The 19,288-nt window shown below is 63.7% G+C and carries 14 protein-coding genes; 8 read left to right on the forward strand and 6 right to left on the reverse strand.

The features are described 5' to 3' along the window. Positions 1-6 precede the first annotated feature (6 nt). The 3 genes from F4U94_RS01220 to F4U94_RS01230 are packed head-to-tail and all read right to left on the reverse strand — an operon-like array spanning position 7 to position 2,790. On the reverse strand, positions 7-879 hold the full coding sequence (locus F4U94_RS01220) for an SMP-30/gluconolactonase/LRE family protein (protein ID WP_120253571.1): 873 nt from the start codon (positions 877-879) through the stop codon (positions 7-9). 4 nt (positions 880-883) lie between these two features. Next, a complete protein-coding gene (gene xylB / locus F4U94_RS01225; protein ID WP_120253124.1) occupies positions 884-1,645 on the reverse strand; it encodes a D-xylose 1-dehydrogenase in 762 nt (253 codons plus the stop codon). Further along, positions 1,642-2,790, reverse strand: coding sequence for a fumarylacetoacetate hydrolase family protein (locus F4U94_RS01230; protein WP_172598875.1), 1,149 nt, complete (start codon positions 2,788-2,790; stop codon positions 1,642-1,644). The genes xylB and F4U94_RS01230 overlap by 4 nt, the downstream gene beginning before the upstream one ends. Before the next feature lie 162 nt (positions 2,791-2,952). On the opposite strand from F4U94_RS01230, the gene F4U94_RS01235 reads away from it, so the two are divergent. Then, complete coding sequence (locus F4U94_RS01235) at positions 2,953-3,162, forward strand: hypothetical protein (protein ID WP_120253123.1); 210 nt, start codon at positions 2,953-2,955, stop codon at positions 3,160-3,162. 192 nt (positions 3,163-3,354) lie between these two features. On the opposite strand, the gene F4U94_RS01240 is transcribed toward F4U94_RS01235, so the two are convergent. After that, positions 3,355-3,774: an EF-hand domain-containing protein gene (locus tag F4U94_RS01240; RefSeq protein WP_120253122.1), complete on the reverse strand. Its 420-nt coding sequence runs from the start codon at positions 3,772-3,774 to the stop codon at positions 3,355-3,357. A gap of 281 nt (positions 3,775-4,055) precedes the next feature. Here F4U94_RS01240 and purB point away from each other — a divergent pair, with 281 nt between their 5' ends. Next, entirely contained in the window at positions 4,056-5,372 is a 1,317-nt protein-coding gene (gene purB, locus F4U94_RS01245) for an adenylosuccinate lyase (RefSeq protein WP_120253121.1), read from the forward strand. A gap of 71 nt (positions 5,373-5,443) precedes the next feature. Here purB and F4U94_RS01250 read toward each other — a convergent pair whose 3' ends face one another. Together F4U94_RS01250 and F4U94_RS01255 are read right to left on the reverse strand one after the other, a co-directional pair. Next, a complete protein-coding gene (locus F4U94_RS01250) occupies positions 5,444-6,517 on the reverse strand; it encodes a LacI family DNA-binding transcriptional regulator (RefSeq protein ID WP_120253120.1) in 1,074 nt (357 codons plus the stop codon). 82 nt (positions 6,518-6,599) lie between these two features. Next, on the reverse strand, positions 6,600-8,732 hold the full coding sequence (locus F4U94_RS01255) for an alpha-glucuronidase family glycosyl hydrolase (RefSeq protein ID WP_428842944.1): 2,133 nt from the start codon (positions 8,730-8,732) through the stop codon (positions 6,600-6,602). 166 nt (positions 8,733-8,898) lie between these two features. Between F4U94_RS01255 and F4U94_RS01260 the strand changes: the two genes are divergently transcribed. The 6 genes from F4U94_RS01260 to F4U94_RS01285 all read left to right on the forward strand — a co-directional run bounded on the left by F4U94_RS01260 (position 8,899) and on the right by F4U94_RS01285 (position 19,180). Continuing rightward, a complete protein-coding gene (locus F4U94_RS01260) occupies positions 8,899-11,274 on the forward strand; it encodes a glycoside hydrolase family 3 N-terminal domain-containing protein (RefSeq protein ID WP_120253568.1) in 2,376 nt (791 codons plus the stop codon). Continuing rightward, the gene (locus F4U94_RS01265; RefSeq protein WP_120253119.1) at positions 11,271-13,646 is read left to right on the forward strand and encodes a glycoside hydrolase family 3 N-terminal domain-containing protein; all 2,376 of its coding nucleotides are present in this window, start codon (positions 11,271-11,273) and stop codon (positions 13,644-13,646) included. The genes F4U94_RS01260 and F4U94_RS01265 overlap by 4 nt, the downstream gene beginning before the upstream one ends. Positions 13,647-13,660: 14 nt before the next feature. Then, on the forward strand, positions 13,661-14,872 hold the full coding sequence (manD, locus tag F4U94_RS01270) for a D-mannonate dehydratase ManD (RefSeq protein WP_120253118.1): 1,212 nt from the start codon (positions 13,661-13,663) through the stop codon (positions 14,870-14,872). 134 nt (positions 14,873-15,006) lie between these two features. Further along, complete coding sequence (locus F4U94_RS01275; protein ID WP_172598874.1) at positions 15,007-16,305, forward strand: MFS transporter; 1,299 nt, start codon at positions 15,007-15,009, stop codon at positions 16,303-16,305. After that, positions 16,302-17,717: a glucuronate isomerase gene (gene uxaC, locus F4U94_RS01280; protein ID WP_120253117.1), complete on the forward strand. Its 1,416-nt coding sequence runs from the start codon at positions 16,302-16,304 to the stop codon at positions 17,715-17,717. The genes F4U94_RS01275 and uxaC overlap by 4 nt, the downstream gene beginning before the upstream one ends. Further along, positions 17,714-19,180, forward strand: coding sequence for a mannitol dehydrogenase family protein (locus F4U94_RS01285; protein WP_120253116.1), 1,467 nt, complete (start codon positions 17,714-17,716; stop codon positions 19,178-19,180). Before uxaC ends, F4U94_RS01285 begins: the two co-directional genes overlap by 4 nt. Positions 19,181-19,288: the final 108 nt, after the last annotated feature.

The following is a 19,288-nucleotide window of genomic DNA, read 5'->3' on the forward strand; positions in this document are numbered from 1 at the left end:
TGCGACTTACAATGCTGCGATATGGCCCGGCAACCCGGCCACGCCGGGATCGAAGGCGAAGAGATCGCCTGCCAGAGGCTGCTCTGTCAACGCTGTCATGTCCAGCCCCTTGCGCGCCGTCGTCGCATAGGCCGTGGTCAGCCCTTCGCCGCCAAAGGCGATCTTGGTGATGTTGGCGACGGGGAAGCGCACTTCGCGCATCAGCTTGCCGGCCGGATCGTAACGGCGCACCGCCCATCCACCGAACAGGCCGGTCCACAAACAGCCTTCGGCATCCACCGTCGGTCCGTCGGGATAGCCTGCATCCTCCTCGATCTTCGCGAACAGGCCGGTATTACCGACGGTGCCGTCCTCACGCAATTCGGTGCGCCAGATGCGCTTGCCCAACGTGTCGGTATGATAGAGCGTCCGCCCATCGGGCGAAACAGCCGGCCCGTTGGTGATCGACACGGCGGGCAGGCCGCTTTCGACGCATACGCCCTTGTGGAAACGGTAGAAATAACCGCTATCGGCTTCCTCCGCATCGTCCATCGACCCGAACCACAGCGCGCCATCGGGCGCGACGCAGGCGTCATTCTGCCGGTTGCCGGGCAGATGCGTTTCGGGTGCGTGGAGCAGGGCGAAGCTGCCCTGCGCCGGGTCGAAGCGATGCACGCCGGTCTGGAGGCCGACCGCAAACAGCCCGTCGTCGGTCGGGACGATCCAACCCACCTGACAGGGCGCCGCCCAGCTACGCCCGACGTCGGTCGCCGGGTCGTAACGGTGGATGCGATGCCCCTTGATATCGACGAACCACAGGGCGGCGTCGCGCGCTACCCAGATCGGCCCTTCGCCCAGCGTCGCGCCGACAGACAGCACGCTCTGCGGATCGGCACTCATGACGTCAGCGCCAGCCGGCATCGATGAAATAATCATGCGCGGTGCAATAGCGCGCATCGTCCGACGCCAGGAACATGGCCAGCGCGGCAACGTCTTCGGGCAGGATACGGCCATCCAGACATTGCGCCGCGACGATCTCCGCTTCGCCTTCGGGCGTGTACCATTTTTCCTGGCGCAACGTCTTCACATTGCCGGGGATGATGGTGTTGACGCGGATATTGTCCCGGCCAAGATCGCGGGCGAGGCTGCGGGTCAGCCCCTCGATCGCGGCCTTAGCGGTCTGGTACAGCGTCAGTTCCGGCAGAGCGAGGTGCCAGCTGATCGATCCGAAATTCAGGATCACACCGCCACCGGCGCGCTTCAACGCCGGCACCGCCGCCTGCGCCGCGAAGAAGAGGTGGCGCAGATTGACCGCCATCCGCTCGTCCCAATAGGCGGGCGTCACTTCCGCGATCGTGTGGCGATCGTCATTGGCGGCATTGTTGATCAGGATGTCGATCCCGCCCAACTGCTGCTCGACCGTGCCGATCATCGCCTGCACGGCGTCGATGTCGCGCAGATCCACGGCATGGAAGATCGGCGTGAAGGCTGCGTCGCCGGACAGGCGGGCGACCAGCGCTTCGCTCTGTTCCACGGCGATATCGCAAAAGGCGACATGCGCGCCCTGCGCCACGAACCCTTCGACCAGCCCTTCGCCAATGCCGCTGCCGCCGCCACTGATAAAGACCCGCTTGCCCTCCAGGCTGGGGTAGATGGCGCGGCTCATGCGGTTTCTTTCAGCAGGCCGCGTGCGGCCAGATTGGTGAACAGGGCGGTCAGGCCAAAGCTCCAGGGTGCGGCGTCCTTCGACGTCACGACGGTGTTGACCAGCTTGCCGAGGCGCGGGGTGGAGATGGCGACGACATCGCCGACCTTGTGGGTAAAGCCACGGCCCGGCTCGTCCCGATCCTGCACGGGCGCGAACAACGTGCCCAGGAACAGGGTGAATCCATCGGGATATTGATGTTCGGACAGCGTCTGGCGCACCAGTTCCAGCGGATCGCGGCTGATCTGGTTCATGCTGCTATGGCCTTCCAGACGATAGCCTTCCGGCCCATCAATGGTCAGTTCCAATTCGGCATTGCGCACGTCGTCGATGGTGAAATCCTCGTCGAACAGGCGGACGAGCGGGCCGAGCGAGCAGGAGGCGTTATTGTCCTTCGCCTTGCCCAGCAGCAGGGCGGAGCGCCCTTCGAAATCGCGCAGATTGACGTCATTGCCCAGCGTCGCGCCGATAGCGCTCCCAGCGGCATTGACCAGCAGCACGACTTCCGGTTCCGGGTTGTTCCAGGTGGAGTCCGACCGGATGCCGATCTCAGCACCCAGGCCCACGGTCGACAACACTGGCGACTTGGTGAAGACTTCCGCGTCCGGACCGATCGCGACTTCCAGATATTGCGACCACAGGCCATCCTCGATCAGCGCGGCCTTGAGCGCTGCGGCCTCGGCCGATCCGGGCACCACGGCGCGGATGGAGCCGCCGACCCGTTCTTCCAGACGGCCGCGAATCTCGGCGGCGGCGCTGGCGTCGCCACGCGCGCGCTCCTCGATCACGCGCTCGATCGCCGACAGGGCGAAGGTCACGCCGCACGCCTTGACGCATTGCAGATCGACCGGGCTGAGCAGCGGCAAAGCGAGCGTGTCGAGCGGCCCCAATTCTTCACCGGAGGCTGCAGCCAGCGGCAGCTTTTCGGCCAGTTGCGCCACTGTCGGCGCAACTTGGCTCATGTCGTAGGCGATGCCTTTATCTACAAGGATCGGGCTGGGGCCCGCGGCAGTCAGGACACGGCCAATAAACAGACCTTCGCGCCAGTCGGCGGGCAAGCAATCCGTCAAATTCACGGCGAGCAAGGAGTTTTCCCCCGGCATCATCAACTCCTAAAAAGGTGGTTCTAAATTGATAGCGCTACCAACATCGAACCGCCAGCGAAGTCAAGAGGTGTTGCGCAAAAGGCGCGCGGGGGAAAAGTCGTAGGTTCGATCGCGTGTTACGGCTTTTCCCCACGTCCGCTTTACGGCATAGCTGGAAGGACCATGAGCAAGACCGAAGACTCGGCGCCAGAGACTGGCGCAGCCGCCGTTCCCGAAACTCCCGCTGCCGACAAGGCGAAGGACAGGAACAGGGTCGACCTCGCCACCGCGGCGATCAAATCGGCCGGCAAGGGCGTATGGGCCGGTGCAGCCGTCGGCATCGGGTCCGCTGCGATCGTCGCGGCGTTGCTCTATACCCGCAAAAAGGGCTGATCGAACCCCAATTTTCCATGACATCGCCGTGATGATGTCTGCAGTTTCGTAATCTCGATCGAGCCATCAGGCGATCGCGCGACCGTTGCCCATAAAAAAGAGGCGGCATGGCCTTCGTACCATGCCGCCTCCCGGTGCGACCCTTTAGGCTCTTATGTCCCCGCCTTCGTGACAGGGGGGATCGGTTATGCCTTATGCAGCGCCGCCGCTCAGATAGCTGACCAACTCGGTCTTGCTGATGGACGTGCTCTTATCCTTGTCGGCCGTGGTAAAGGCGCCATTGGCCCAAGCGGTGACCTGCTCTGCGGGAAGCGCGGAACCGGTCGCCTTCATCTCCTGACTCTTCAGCGCAACCATCCAGCGCGTAAATTCGGACTGGTCCAGTTGGCCGTCATTGTTGGCGTCATAAGCTGGGAATTCCGCGTCCACGATCGACGCGACCGATGCCGCCGGGTTGGCAGGCGCGGCCGGGGTGGCGGCTTGTGGCGCAGCAGGGGTGGCGGGCGCCGCCGGAGTCGCTGGCGTAGCGCCGTCGGCCGGTGCGGGGGCCATCTGCGCCATCGCAGGCGCGGTTATCGCCAGGGCGGCGGTCAATAGGAATGTGCGGACCATGGTAATCTCCTGCCACCTTATATTGAATCGAAACAGATCATGTTTCGGAAAATCTCGTTATGCTGGAGTAATAATGAACGGGGACTGGCGAATGTTCCTGAACAGCCATTCAGGCGGGGTCATTCGTCTTGAAAATATACTCGACTCGTCGGTCTTTTCTGATCGGATCATGGAAACGCCCCGGTTGTTGCCGTCCTGTCTTTCCCGATTTGCCCCGATGGGCCGACACTGCTAGGCGCGCGGCACGTTTTCCTCCTTTCAAGACGCTAAGGATTCGCGCCATGGTCCCTCGCTACGCCCGCCCCGCAATGACCGCCCTCTGGGAACCGGAAGCCCGCTTCAAAATCTGGTTCGAGATCGAGGCTCATGCGACCGAGAAGCTGGGCGAGCTGGGCGTCGTCCCGCCGTCCGCTGCCAAGGCGCTCTGGGACTGGTGGGCGACCAACCCCGCGATCGACGTGCCCGCGATCGACGCGATCGAGGCCGTGACCAAGCATGACGTCATCGCCTTCCTGACCTGGGTTGCCGAACAGGTCGGCGACGAAGCCCGCTTCATGCATCAGGGCATGACGTCGTCGGACGTTCTGGACACCTGCCTCGCTGTGCAGCTTGCCCGCGCCGCGGACATCCTGATCGAGGATATCGACAAGTTGCTGGAGGTGATCAAGCGCCGCGCCTTCGAACATAAGCTGACGCCCACCATCGGCCGCAGCCATGGCATCCATGCCGAGCCAGTCACTTTCGGCCTGAAAATGGCCGAAGCCTATGCCGAATTTTCGCGCTGCAAGACCCGCCTGATCGCGGCGCGCGAAGAAGTCGCGACCTGCGCCATTTCCGGCGCGGTCGGCACCTTCGCCAATATCGACCCGCGCGTTGAGGAACATGTCGCGGAAAAGCTGGGCCTCGCCATCGAGCCCGTGTCCACGCAGGTAATCCCGCGCGATCGCCATGCGATGTTTTTCGCCACTCTGGGCGTGATCGCCAGCTCGATTGAACGTCTGGCCGTCGAGGTCCGCCACCTCCAGCGCACAGAAGTGCTGGAAGCGGAAGAATATTTCTCGCCCGGCCAGAAGGGTTCGTCAGCCATGCCGCACAAGCGCAACCCGGTGCTGACCGAAAACCTCACCGGCCTCGCCCGCGTGGTGCGTGCTGCGGTCGTGCCGGCACTGGAAAATGTGGCGCTCTGGCATGAGCGCGACATCAGCCATTCGTCGGTCGAGCGTTTCTTCGGTCCCGACGCCACCATCACGCTCGATTTCGCGCTGGCGCGCCTGACAGGCGTCATCGACAAGCTGCTCATCTACCCTGAGCGGATGATGAAGAATCTCGACAAGATGGGCGGCCTCGTCCACTCGCAGCGCGTGTTGCTGGCCCTGACCCAGGCGGGCGTCAGCCGCGAGGACAGCTATCGTTACGTCCAGCGCAACGCCATGAAGGTGTGGGAATCGGACGGCCAGCTGTCGCTGCTCGAGTTGCTGAAGGCTGACGAGGACGTCACGGCTGCCCTGTCGGCGCAGGAGATCGAGGACAAGTTCAACCTCGACTATCATTTCCGTCAAGTCGATACGATCTTCGCCCGCGTTTTCGGCGAGGCGTAACTATTCTTGTAAACTCCGTTCGTTTCGAATCCAGCGGCGTCGCTGGGGTAGAAACGAACGGAGGTTGGGTTTTAACGCCCGCCCAGTCGCGGCCGCATTCTCGGCGCGGCGTCGGATTGTCGCCGGATCAGCGCATGGTCCAGCACCAGATGCTCGACCTCCTCCGCGTCACCCCCGCGCCGGCTCTTCAACTGTCGCACCAGCACCTCCACCGCCGCGCGTGCCATGGCGCTGATCGGCTGGCGAATGGTGGTCAGTTCCGGCCAGATGGTGGTCGCGAGCGACGTATCGTCGAACCCGCACACCGTCAGGTCGCCCGGCACGTCCAGTCCGGTGCGATGCGCGATCGCCACGGTCGCGGCGGCCATATCGTCATTGCTGGCAAAAATGGCGGTCGGTGGATCGAGCAGCGACAGGATATGTTCGGCCGCGTCCAGTCCGGATCGGTAGGTGAAGAAGCCCTGCGCGATCAGTTCGTCCTGCACCGGCAGGCCGGATTCACCCAGTGCCTCGACATAACCCTCGAACCGTCTGGCGCTCGCGCTCTGATTGGGGTTGCCCTTGATGAAGCCGATGCGGCTATGGCCCAGCGCGATCAGATGGCGCGTCATTTCATAGGCCGCCAGCCTGTCGTCGATGCTGACGGCGTGCAGTTCTCCTGGCGCGCGCCCGGTCGCCACGGCCACAGCGGGAATGCCCGCCTCGTCCAGCGCATCGACCAGTTCAGGCAGGTCGCAGAGCGGCGGCGGCAGGATCACCCCGTCGATCCGCCCGCGCTTCAGATGCGCGACGACCGATGCGACGGACGTTTCCTCATCCCATTTTTCCACGACCAGATCGACGCTGCTGCGGCTGGCCTGATCCAGGCTGCCGACCAGAAATTCGCTGAGATAGGAGGATGACGGGTTGGAATAGAGCAAACCGATCCGCGTTTCGTCGCCCCCCGCCAAGGTCCGCGCGGCGGCGCTGGGCGCATAGTTGAGCGCGGCGATCGCCGCTTCCACTTTTTCCCGCGTAACGGGGCGCACCACCTGCTCGCCATTGATGACGCGCGACACCGTCATGGGCGACACGCCGGCATGGACGGCGACGTCGTTGATGGTGGGCGCGTTGCGCTGTCGGCGGGAGCTTCTGGTATCGGTCAAATGCGGCGCCCTTCCCCTTGGGAGCGGATGATGTCGTCAGCGTAATGGTAACGGCATCATCCGCTATATTTAAAGCGAAATATCAATTGTGCCCCGGCGCATAGGGGAATTTGAGCGCCTTGTACCAATTGAGATCATGGGCGGGTTCAGCCGATCCGGCGGGCAGGGGGCGTTTGGACACCGACTGGAAATAGGCGATGCTGGCGTCGCGCCACCACTGCGCTTCGTGATGCTGGATCGTCAGAAACGCCTCCGTCTCCGCAAAGCGCTCCGCATCGACATAGGGTTTCAGCGACGTCCAAGTCGTCTGCATGTCCGCAACATAGGTCACGCCGCGGTCATAGCTGTGGACCAGTCCGTCCCACAGATTGTCGCCCGATTTCAGACGATAATCCCATGGCACATGGTGAAACCACAGCAGATCGCGCTCCGGCGTGGTCTTCGCATTGGCCAGCAGCTTCGCGACCGGCGCGGCATATTGGCCCACCGCATCGCTGCCGCTCTTCGTCCGGTCGAAGCCGATGCCGTTCGCGTCCGCCTTGTGATAATAGACCGGGTTCCATTCGGGCCGTGCGAGGTCCGACACCCATGGTCCCGGCCCATAATGATGGCCGGTATCCATGACATGGGCCAGGCCAAGCGGCGTCATATAATCGACCGCCGCTTCGCGCGATCCCATCATCATCTTGACGACCGGCTGCACGACCTTCTGGTCGGGCGAGAAAGTCATCTCCGCCCATTCCTTCGCGATCGTCTCGGCCGACAGGCTGGTGTCCCACGCCAGACGGCCGAACGCATACCAGTCCGCTTGGTTGAAGATCGACCCGCTCCAGTCGCGATCCACGCCGATATTGGCGACGCCTGCGATGCCGGTCAGCTTGTGGCCCTCCAGCGATCCGTCGATGACCTTGGCAACGGTCGATCCCTTGCCCTTGGCATAGGTGTCCGCGTCCAAAGTCTCCTCGAATAGCGGGCCAAGATAGGTCAGGTGCGTCGATTGCCCCAGATATTCCTTGGTGATCTGGAATTCCATCATCAGCGGCGTCTTGGGCATCGCGCCGAAAAGGGGGTGGAAGGGTTCGCGCGGCTGAAAATCGATCGCGCCATTCTTCACCTGCACGATCACATTGTCGGCGAACTTGCCGTCCAGCGGCTTGAAATCCGTATAGGCCTGCTTGGCGCGATCGTCGGGATTGTCATGCGCATAGACGAAGGCGCGCCACATCACGATCCCGCCATGCGGCTTTACCGCTGCTGCCAGCATGTTCGCGCCATCGGCATGGGTGCGATTATAATCCTGCGGTCCGGGCTGACCCTCGCTATTGGCCTTCACCAGGAAACCGCCGAAATCGGGGATTGCCTTGTAGATTTCGTCCGCCTTTGCCTTCCACCATGCGGCGACCTGCGGATCGAGCGGATCGGCGGTCTTGAGGCCATCCAATTCCATCGGCGCGGTCCATTTGACCGACAGATAGACTTTGATCCCATAGGGGCGGAAGATGTCCGCCAACGCCGACGCCTTCTCGATATAGGGTGCGGTCAGGCTGTCGGCCTTGGCGTTCACATTGTTCAGCACCGTGCCATTGATACCGATCGAGGCATTGGCTCTGGCATAGTCGCTGTAGCGCGGCCCCTTCCAGTCCGGCAGGCGCCACCAGTCCCAGATGGATTGCCCGCTATAGCCGCGCTCGACCGTGCCGTTCAGATTGTCCCAATGGTTGAGCAGGCGCAGTCCGATCTTCGGCGCGCTGCGAATGTCGAGTTTGTCGAGGCTCGTTCCGCTCTGTGCCAGACGCAGCCAATGATAGGTGCCATGCAGCAGGCCCACGTCGCTGTTCGCGGCGATGATCGTGACCGCCTTGCCGTCTACCGTCGCGCTGCGAATCGCATAGCCTTCCGCGCCCAGCCCGTCCGTCTTGACCGGCAGGGCAGGGGTGGATGCCGGTGTCGCCAGCAGTAGTGCACCTTGCTGGACCGTTGCCGACATAGCGGGTGTGGTGCCCGTCATGCCGGCGATACCGCGCTGCAATTCCTGCGTCGCGATGGTCAGCGTCGGGCTGGTCCCGGCCGCCACGATAGCGGTCGCATGGGCCGCCAAAACCGGCGCGCGCGCCTGATCGGCGGGCGGATAGCGCAACCACAGATCATAGCCGTCCTCGGCCTGCGCCACGGGCGCCAGAACTGGCGTCAGCGCCGTTCCGGCCATGGCAATCATCCAGCAAAACAGGCGCGCTTTCACTTTCATCCTCTCCCTAGTCCCCGAACGTCAAAGCCCATTGATCGGGCATTGACAAGTCTCTCTTGTCGAAGCAATGGTAACGCTATCAGTTCGATCGCGGCAAGCGGAAAGATTGGCGCGCAATAAAATGGAGGGGGGCATCATGATCCGTAACCGCAAAATCTTGTGTGCCGCATCGGCGCTGGCGTTCAGCGTCGCCCTGCCCATGGCGCCTGCATATGCGGCGCCCGCGACGGCATCGGCCAAGGCCGTCTACAAGGATGCCAACGCCCCGATCGAGGCCCGCGTCGATGATCTTCTCTCGCGCATGACGCTGGATGAGAAGATCGCCCAGATCACCACCGTCTGGCTCGACAAGGTCAAGATTTTCGACGACCAGTTGCAGCTCGATCCTGCCAAGCTGGCAGCGCAATATCCCAATGGCCTCGGCCATTTCACGCGCCCTTCCGATGCGAAGGGTGCCGTCAGTCCTCGGGTCGCACCAGGACGCAATCCGCGCCAGACGGTCGCGCTCGTCAACGCCCTGCAAAAATGGGCGACGACGCAGACGCGGCTCGGCATCCCGATCCTCTTTCATGAAGAGGGACTGCATGGCTATGCGGCCGTCGGCGCGACCAGCTTTCCTCAGTCGATCGCTATGGCATCGTCCTTCGATACGGACATGCTGCGCGACGTCAACAGCGTCATCGCGCGCGAAATCCGTGTCCGAGGCGTGCCGATGATCCTGTCGCCGGTGGTGGATATCGCCCGCGATCCGCGCTGGGGCCGGATCGAGGAAACCTATGGCGAAGATCCCTATCTGGTCGGTGAAATGGGCGTCGCCGCGGTTGAGGGTCTGCAAGGCGTCGGCCGGGGGCGCAATCTGCGCGACGGCAAGGTGTTCGCCACGCTCAAGCATCTGACCGGCCATGGTCAGCCCGAAAGCGGCACCAATATCGGTCCCGCGCCCGTCAGCGAACGCGAACTGCGCGAGAATTTCTTCCCGCCCTTCGAACAGGTGGTGAAGCGCACCGGCATTGAAGCGGTCATGGCCAGCTACAATGAAATTGACGGCGTCCCCAGCCATGCCAATCGCTGGCTGCTGGAAGGCGTGCTGCGCGAGGAGTGGGGCTTCAAGGGGGCGGTCGTCTCCGACTATTCGGCGGTCGACCAACTGATGAGCATCCACCATATCGCCGCCAATCTGGAAGAAGCGGCGATCCGTGCGCTGGATGCCGGGGTGGATGCGGATCTGCCCGATGGCCTGTCCTACGCCACGCTGGGCAAGCTGGTGCGCGAAGGCAAGGTGAGCGAAGCGAAGGTCGACCTGGCCACCCGCCGCATGCTGGACCTGAAGTTCCGCGCCGGCCTGTTCGAGCATCCCTATGCCGATGCCGCCGCGTCGGAAAAGATCACCAATAATGCGGACGCCCGCGCGCTGGCGCTGAAGGCTGCGCAGCGCTCGATCACCCTGCTTAAAAATGACGGCATGCTGCCGCTGAAGCCCGAAGGCACGATCGCCGTGATCGGTCCGAGCGCGGCCGTGGCGCGCCTTGGTGGTTATTATGGCCAGCCGCCGCACACGGTGTCGATCCTCGACGGGATCAAGGCGAAGGTCGGCGCACGCGCGAACATCGTCTTCGCGCAGGGCGTGAAGATCACCGAAAATGACGACTGGTGGGAAGATAGCGTCACCAAGTCGGACCCCTCAGAGAACCGCAAGCTGATCGAGCAGGCGGTGGAAGCAGCCAAGAATGTCGATCGCATCGTGCTGACGCTGGGCGACACTGAGCAGTCGAGCCGCGAAGGCTGGGCCGACAATCATCTGGGTGATCGTCCGTCGCTCGATCTGGTGGGTGAACAGCAGGAATTGTTCGATGCGCTCAAGGCTTTGGGCAAGCCGATCACCGTGGTCCTGATCAACGGCCGCCCGGCCTCGACCGTGAAGGTTAGCGAGCAGGCCAACGCCATATTGGAAGGCTGGTATCTGGGCGAGCAGGGCGGCAATGCCGTCGCCGACGTCCTGTTCGGCGATGTAAACCCCGGCGCGAAGCTGCCCGTCACCGTCCCCCGCTCGGTCGGGCAACTGCCCATGTTCTACAATGCCAAGCCCTCGGCGCGTCGTGGATATCTGTTCGATACCACCGATCCGCTCTATCCTTTCGGCTTCGGGCTTTCCTACACGACATTCGACCTGTCGCCCCCGCGTCTGGCGGCGACCAGCATCGGCACCGGCGGCAAAACGACCGTCTCGGTCGATGTCCGCAACAGCGGCGCGCGCGAAGGCGACGAAGTCGTCCAGCTTTATATCCGTGACAAGGTCAGCAGCGTCACCCGCCCGATCAAGGAGTTGAAGGGCTTCCAACGCGTCACCCTGAAGCCGGGCGAAACCCGCACCGTCACCTTCACCATCAGCCCAGAAAGCCTCCAGATGTGGGACGCGGACATGCATCGCGTCGTCGAACCGGGCGATTTCGAGATCATGACCGGCAACAGCTCGGTCGCACTCAAATCCGCCACGCTGACGGTGAAGCCATGAGCGCTCGTCTTGCTCGTCGTCAGGCGCTCGGCCTGCTCGCCTCCACCTCCTTCTTCGCAGCGGCCCCGGCCGTTGCGGCGAAGGGGAAGGGGCCGCTCTACAAGGATGCCTCCGCCCCCATCGACCTGCGCGTCCGCGACCTGCTCGGCCGGATGACGCTGGAGGAGAAGGTCGGTCAGATCATCGCGCTCTGGGCGACCAAGGCGGACATCATGGACGACCTGACCTTCTCGCCGACCAAGGCGAGCAAGGCCTATCCTAATAGTTTCGGCCAGATCACCCGGCCGTCGGATCGTCGCGGCGCGCCGAATGGCTCCAATCAGGCTGGCGGCGTCGGCGCCCGCTGGCGCACGCCGGCCGATACGGTCGCCTTTGTTAATGCCGTCCAGAAATGGGCGATCGAAGAAACCCGCCTCGGCATCCCGGTGCTGTTCCATGAAGAATCACTCCATGGTTATATGGCGACCGACGCGACCATGTTCCCCATGGCGATCGGCATGGCCGGTGCCTTCGATCGCGACCTGATGCGTGAAGTCCAGTCGGTCATTGCCCGCGAAGTGCGCGCGCGGGGCGTCCATCTGGCGCTGTCGCCGGTGGTGGATATCGCCCGCGACCCACGCTGGGGCCGGATCGAGGAAACCTTTGGCGAAGATCCCTATCTCTGCGGCGAAATGGGCGTTGCGGCGGTGCTGGGCCTGCAAGGCGAAAGCAAGCAGCTTGGCCCGGACAAGGTCATGGCGACGCTCAAGCACATGACCGGTCACGGCCAACCCCAGAGCGGCGAGAATGTCGCGCCGGCCCCGATCAGCCAGCGCGAATTGCGCGAGAATTTTTTCCCGCCCTTCCGTCAGGTGGTCAAGCGCACCGGCATCGCCGCCGTCATGCCATCTTATAACGAGATCGACGGCGTCCCGTCGCACCAGAATGTATGGCTGCTCGGCGACATCTTGCGCGGCGAATGGCATTTCGACGGCGCGGTGGTCAGCGACTATGGCGCGGTCCACGAACTCGACACCATCCACCATGTCCAGCCCGACCCGGAGGCATCGGCCCGCGCCGCCCTCCGTGCCGGGGTCGATTGCGAGTTGCCCGATGGGATGACCTATCGGACGCTCGTGGAACAGGTCCGCAGCGGAAAAGTGCCTTCCGAAGCGGTCGACATCGCCTGCACGCGCATGTTGACCCTCAAATTCCGCGCGGGCCTGTTCGAAAATCCCTGGCCGCGTCGCGATTATGATGCGCTGACCGGCAATAAGGAGGCGCGCGCATTGGCGCTGAAGGCCGCGCACAAATCCATCGCGCTGCTCAAGAATGACGGCATATTGCCTTTGGCCGCCGGCGCGCACAAGCGGGTCGCGGTGATCGGTCCCAATGCCGCCATCGCGCGGCTGGGCGGCTATTCCTCCATTCCGCGTCAGGACGTCTCGCTGCTGGAAGGCGTCCAGTCCAAGCTCAAGGGCAAAGCGGAGGTCGTTCATGCGCAGGGCGTCTTCATCACCCAGAGCGAGGATCGTTCGGTGGACGATGTGTTCCTGGCCGATCCGGTCAAGAACCGCGCGCTGATCGCCGAAGCTGTCGAGGTGGCCAAGGGCGCGGATATCGTGTTGCTCGCCATCGGCGACACCGAACAGACCAGCCGCGAAGGTTTCGCCAAGAACCATCTGGGGGACCGCACCAGCCTCGATCTGGTGGGTGAGCAGAATGACTTGTTTGCGGCGATCAAGGCGACCGGCAAGCCCGTCATTGTCTGTGCCATCAACGGCCGCCCACCCAGCTATCCCGCCGTGGTCGACGGGGCCAATGCCCTGCTCGAATGCTGGTATCCGGGGCAGGAGGGCGGCACGGCCATGGCCGACATCCTATTCGGCGATGTCAATCCGGGCGCCAAGCTGCCTGTCACCGTCGCGCGCGATGCGGGCCAGATCCCGATCTTCTACAATCGCAAGCCCAGCGCCCGGCGCGGCTATGTGTTCGAGGATGTCTCGCCGCTCTTCTCGTTCGGATATGGCCTCAGCTACACCAAATTCGAATTTGGAAAACCACGACTTTCCTCACCCCGCATCGGTATAGGTGGCAGCGTCACGGTCGAAGTCGATGTGCGCAACGCGGGCGACAGGGCAGGGGACGAGGTCGTCCAGCTCTACGTCCATGACCAAGTCGCCACCGTCACCCGCCCGATCAAGGAATTGAAGGGCTTCGAACGCGTCACGCTCGCGCCCGGCGAAACGAAGACCGTGCGCATCCCGCTTGGCCCCGACGCCTTCAGCTTGTGGAATCTCGACATGGAGGAAGTGGTCGAACCCGGCCTCTTCGACATCATGGTCGGACCCGACAGCCAGAATATTCAGACCATCCCGCTCGAAATCATCTGAACAGGACCGCTCAAATGCCCAAGATTATTGATGCCAAGGTCATTGTCACTTCCCCCGGCCGCAATTTCGTCACCTTGAAGATCATCACCGAAGACGGCGTCTACGGTCTGGGCGACGCGACGCTCAACGGTCGCGAGCTCTCGGTCGCCAGCTATTTGCAGGACCATGTCATCCCCTGCCTGATCGGTCGCGACGCGCACCGGATCGAAGATATCTGGCAGTATCTCTACAAGGGCGCCTATTGGCGTCGCGGTCCCGTCACCATGTCGGCCATCGCCGCCGTCGATACCGCGCTGTGGGATATCAAGGGCAAGCTGGCCGGTCTGCCCGTCTATCAGCTGCTGGGCGGCGCCAGCCGGGAAAGCGTCATGGTCTATGGCCATGCCAACGGCACCACGATCGAAGATACGGTCAAGACTGCGCTCGAATATCAGGCGCAGGGTTACAAGGCGATCCGCATCCAGTGCGGCGTGCCCGGCATGGCGTCCACCTATGGCGTGTCGAAGGACAAATATTTCTACGAACCGGCCGACGCAGACCTGCCGACGGAAAATGTGTGGAATACCAGCAAGTACCTCCGCATCGTTCCCGAACTGTTCAAAGCCGCGCGTGAGGCGCTGGGCTGGGACGTGCATCTGCTGCACGACATCCATCACCGCCTGACTCCGATCGAGGCCGGTCGCCTGGGCAAGGATCTGGAACAATATCGCCCTTTCTGGCTGGAGGATGCGACCCCGGCGGAAAATCAGGAAGCCTTCAAGCTGATCCGTCAGCACACCACCACGCCGCTGGCCGTCGGCGAGATTTTCAATTCGATTCATGATTGCCGCGAGCTGATCGAAAATCAGCTGATCGATTATATCCGCGCCACCGTGGTTCATGCGGGCGGCATCAGCCACCTGCGCAAGATCGCCAATCTGGCCGACCTCTATCAGGTGCGAACCGGCTGCCATGGCGCCACCGACCTGTCGCCGGTCTGCATGGCCGCCGCGCTGCATTTCGACCTGTCGATCCCGAACTTCGGCGTGCAGGAATATATGCGCCACACGCCCGAAACCGACGCGGTCTTCCCGCACGCCTACACCTTCGCGGACGGGGCGATGCATCCGGGCGAAGCACCGGGCCTGGGCGTCGACATCGACGAGGAACTGGCCGCCAAATATGAATATAATCGCGCCTTCCTGCCGGTAAACCGGCTGGAAGACGGCACCATGTTCAACTGGTGATTTCGTGCTTCGGCTGCCCTTGACGTCGTCATCCCCGCGAAGGCGGGGATCCATCTTCCACCCCATCTCCAGCCGCACCGTTGGGGATGGTTTCCCGCCTGCGCGGGAATGATGAACCTGATTGGACGAGGGCAGTGACTGCAATTCCCAAAACCGCCGGCCCACCCAAGCCGTCAGGCAAGGTCCGTTGGATCGTCTGCGGCCTGCTCTTCGCGGCGGTCGTGCTCAGCTATATCGACCGGCTTGTGCTGCCGACGCTCAAGCCCGACCTTCAGGCCCGCTATGGCTGGAGCGAGAGCGGCTATGCCAGCCTCGCCATCTGGTTTCAGGCGGGTTACGGCATCGCCTATGTCGTTTTCGGCCGTTTGATCGACCGGATCGGCGCGCGGGCGGGCTATGCGCTCGCCGTGACGCTGTGGACCATCGGCCATGTCGCGCACATCTTCTTCACCTCCACGGCGGGCATGCTGCTCGCCCGCATCCCGCTGGCGATCGGGGAAGCGGGGACATTTCCCGCCGCCATCGCCGCGACCAATGAATGGTTCCCCAAGAAGGAGCGGGCGTTCGCCATCGGCATCTTCAACGCCGGGTCCAATGTCGGCGCGATCCTGACGCCGTTATTTGTCCCGATCATCGCGGTGACGCTGGGCTGGCGCTGGGCCTTCATCCTGACCGGTCTGCTGACGGTCCTGTGGCTGGCGGCATGGTTGAGTTTCTATCGCCGCCCGCGCGAGAAAAAGAGCCTCAGCCCGCAGGAACTGGCCTGGATCGAAACCGATCCGGTCGAGGAAAAGCGCCCCGTCAAATGGGCCACCCTGTTCCGCCATCGCCAGACCTGGGCCTATATGTCGGGCCGTTTCCTGATCGATCCGGTGTGGTGGACCTTCCTCTTCTGGCTGCCCGACTTTTTCAACAAGCAATATGGCGTGAAGATGCTGGACTTCGGTCCGCCGCTGATCGCCGTCTATCTGCTGGCCGATGTCGGCTCCATCGCCGGCGGTTGGGCCTCCTCGCGGTTCATGGGCCGGGGCTGGAGCCTCAATCGCTCGCGCAAGTTCGCCATGTTCCTCGCCGCGCTCTGCGCCGTGCCGATCGCCTTTGCCGCCAGCGCGCCTTCCATGTGGATCGCCGTCGGCCTCATCGGCCTCGCCTGCGCCGGGCATCAGGGCTTTTCCGCCAATCTCTACGCGTTGCCCGGCGATGTCTTCCCGCGCTGGATGGCCGGGTCGGTCGTCGGCCTGGGCGGCCTGTCGGGGGCGGTCGGCGGCATGCTGATGGCCAAATTCGCCGGCGTGATCCTCGAAACCGTCGGCAGCTTCGGCCCGATCTTCGCGGTCGCCTCCGTCGCCTATCTGATCGCGCTGGCGGTCATCCACGTCCTGCTGCCCCGCTATCAGCCGGTGGTCGCCTCTGTTCCCGGAAATCCCGCATGACCAAGACGCTCAGCCTTCATCCCGATCGCCTTTTTCCGTCCGATCCCGCGACCCGCGACATCGCCCGCCGCCTCTATGCGAGCGTGCAGGATCTGCCGATCGTGTCGCCCCACGGCCATACCGATCCGCGCTGGTTCGCCTATGACGAGCCCTTCGCCAATCCGGCGGAATTGCTGATCGTGCCCGACCATTATGCCTTCCGCATGCTGATGAGCCAAGGCGTGAAGCTGGAGGATCTGGGCATCCCGACCGTGGACGGCAGCGCCACGGCCAGCGATCCGCGCGCCATCTGGCGTCTCTTTGCCGAGCGTTATTATCTGTTCCGTGGCACGCCGACCCGCATGTGGATGGACTGGGTCTTCGCCGAAGCCTTCGGCATCGATGTGCAGTTGGACGCCGACACCGCCGATCATTATTACAACATCATCGACGCCGCGCTGAAGACGGATGCCTTCCGCCCGCGCGCCCTGTTCGAACGCTATAATATCGAAGTGATCGCCACGACCGAAGGACCGCTCGATCCGCTCGACCATCACCGCGCCCTCCGCGCGTCGGGCTGGGGCGGCAAGGTCGTTACCGCGTATCGTCCCGACCCGGTACTCGACCCCGACGATCCACGCTTCATCGCCAATGTTCAGCGCTTCTGCGCGATGACGGGCGAAGATCCCGCCAGCTACGCCGGCTACCTGCGCGCCCATGAAAAACGCCGCGCCGATTTCCGCGAAGCCGGCGCCACTTCCACCGACCATGGCCACCCGTCCGCTTTCACCGCTGACCTGCCCCGCGATGAGATCGAGGCGCTCTATGCCAAGGTCACGACCGGCCCCGCGACCGCCAAGGAGGCCGAGCTGTTCCGTGGCCATATGCTGACCGAAATGGCGCGCATGTCGATCGCGGACGGCATGGTCATGCAGCTGCATCCCGGCGTCCACCGCAGCCATAACGCCGCCGTGCTGGCCCGCTTCGGCAAGGACAAGGGCGGCGACATCCCGACCGCCGGTGAATTCGTGCAGGCGCTCAAGCCGCTGCTCGACGCCTATGGCAATGATCCGCGCCTGACCTTGATCCTCTTCACCCTGGACGAGGATGTCTATGCGCGCGAACTGGCCCCGCTGGCCGGCCATTATCCGGCGCTGAAACTGGGACCGCCCTGGTGGTTTCATGATAGCCCGGAAGGCATGCGCCGTTTCCGCGAGCGCACCACCGAAACCGCCGGCTTCTACAATACGGTGGGTTTCAACGATGACACCCGCGCCTTCCTGTCGATTCCGGCGCGGCATGACGTCGCCCGCCGCATGGATTGCGCCTGGCTTGCCCAGTTGGTCGCCGAACATCGGCTGGAGGAGGATGAAGCGCTCGAACTCGCCCGCGCGCTCGCTTATGACCTTGCCAAGGCGGCGTACAAGCTGTGAGCCGCCTGTCTTCCGCCACGCTCGCGCAATTGCCCGCCGACGTCACTCTGCCCAGCTATGATCGAGCCGCCGTGACATGCGGCGTCGTCCATATCGGTATCGGCGCCTTTCATCGCGCGCATCAGGCGGTGGTCTTCGACGACGCCCTCAATGCCGGCGACCTGCGCTGGGGCATCATCGCGGCCTCGCTGCGGTCGCCCGCCGTGCGCGACCAGATGCAGCCGCAGGACGGCCTCTACACCATGTTGGTGCGCGACGGCGCGGCCGAGCAGGCACGCATCATCGGCGCGGTGCAGCAAGTGATCGTCGCGCCGGAAGAGCCGACGGCGCTGCTCGCTGCGCTGGCCTCCCCGGACACGCATATCGTGACGCTCACCATCACGGAAAAGGGCTATAAGCTCGATCCATCGACCGGCGCCCTGATCGCGGACGATCCGCAGCTCGCCGCCGACCTGGCCTCGCTCGAAAGCCCGCAGACCGCGCCCGGCTACCTGGTCGCCGCGCTGGCCCTGCGCCGCGCCGCCGGCCTTGCGCCCTTTACCGCCATCAGTTGCGACAACCTCCCGCATAATGGCGTGCGCCTGCGCAATGCCGTGCTGGAACTGGCGCGGCGGCATGACGCCGATCTGGCCGACTGGATTGCGACCCACGGCGCTTTCCCCGAAACCATGGTCGATCGCATCGTGCCGGCCACCACGCCCGAAGACATCGCCGCGCTCACCCAGCGTCTCGGCCTGGAGGATCAGGCGATGGTCAAGACAGAACCTTTCATCCAATGGGTGATCGAGGATAAATTCTGCGGCCCCCGTCCGGATTTCAGTGCCGGCGTGCAATTGACGCAGGCCGTCGCCCCCTGGGAGGAAGCCAAGCTGCGCCTGCTCAACGGCGCACATAGCGGCATCGCCTATCTGGGCGGCCTGGCCGCCATCGACCATGTCCACGAAGTGCTGGCGCTGCCGGAAGCCCGCGCCTTCGTGGAAGCGCTCTGGGACGAGGCGGAAACCACCCTGACGCCACCGCCCGAACTGGACGTGGCCGCTTATCGCCGCGACCTGATGGCGCGTTTCGACAATCCGACGCTGCGCCACCGCACGCGTCAGATCGCGATGGACGGGTCGCAAAAGCTGCCGCAGCGGCTGCTCGCGCCTATCGCCGCCCGCTTGGCGGCGGGGCAGGGGATCGATGCGCTCGCGCTGGCCGTGGCCGCCTGGCTCCGCTGGCAAGCGGGGCAGGATGACAAGGGCGATGCGCATCAGGTGGACGACCCGCTCGCCGCGCCCATCGCCGCGACGCTGGCCGATGCCCGGACGTCGCAGGATCGCGTGGCCGCCATTCTTGCTTTCGACGCCGTGATTCCCCCGACGCTCGCCACCGACGATCGTTTTCGCACGGCGCTCACGCATTGGCTGACGCTGCTGGAAAGCCAGGGTGCGCTGGGTGCATTGGCCGCTTTCCGCCACTGACAACGTAGTCACCTATATCGTTACCATTGTTGCCCGCCGGACGTCTTGACAAAGTCGACGGCGGGTTTATTGAAGCCATAGTGATAGCGCTACCAGTTTACGCCCACC

It is taken from the genome of Sphingobium limneticum (assembly GCF_008710155.1).
GTDB classification, from domain to species: domain Bacteria; phylum Pseudomonadota; class Alphaproteobacteria; order Sphingomonadales; family Sphingomonadaceae; genus Sphingobium; species Sphingobium limneticum.

Coding starts and splice junctions, on each gene's coding strand:
- F4U94_RS01240 (WP_120253122.1), bottom strand. CDS start 3,774: ATGGTCCGCACATTCCTATTGACCGCCGCCCTGGCGATAACCGCGCCT.
- F4U94_RS01220 (WP_120253571.1), bottom strand. CDS start 879: ATGAGTGCCGATCCGCAGAGCGTGCTGTCTGTCGGCGCGACGCTGGGC.
- xylB (WP_120253124.1), bottom strand. CDS start 1,645: ATGAGCCGCGCCATCTACCCCAGCCTGGAGGGCAAGCGGGTCTTTATC.
- uxaC (WP_120253117.1), top strand. CDS start 16,302: ATGACCAAGACGCTCAGCCTTCATCCCGATCGCCTTTTTCCGTCCGAT.
- F4U94_RS01230 (WP_172598875.1), bottom strand. CDS start 2,790: ATGATGCCGGGGGAAAACTCCTTGCTCGCCGTGAATTTGACGGATTGC.
- purB (WP_120253121.1), top strand. CDS start 4,056: ATGGTCCCTCGCTACGCCCGCCCCGCAATGACCGCCCTCTGGGAACCG.
- F4U94_RS01260 (WP_120253568.1), top strand. CDS start 8,899: ATGATCCGTAACCGCAAAATCTTGTGTGCCGCATCGGCGCTGGCGTTC.
- F4U94_RS01255 (WP_428842944.1), bottom strand. CDS start 8,732: ATGATTGCCATGGCCGGAACGGCGCTGACGCCAGTTCTGGCGCCCGTG.
- F4U94_RS01235 (WP_120253123.1), top strand. CDS start 2,953: ATGAGCAAGACCGAAGACTCGGCGCCAGAGACTGGCGCAGCCGCCGTT.
- F4U94_RS01265 (WP_120253119.1), top strand. CDS start 11,271: ATGAGCGCTCGTCTTGCTCGTCGTCAGGCGCTCGGCCTGCTCGCCTCC.
- manD (WP_120253118.1), top strand. CDS start 13,661: ATGCCCAAGATTATTGATGCCAAGGTCATTGTCACTTCCCCCGGCCGC.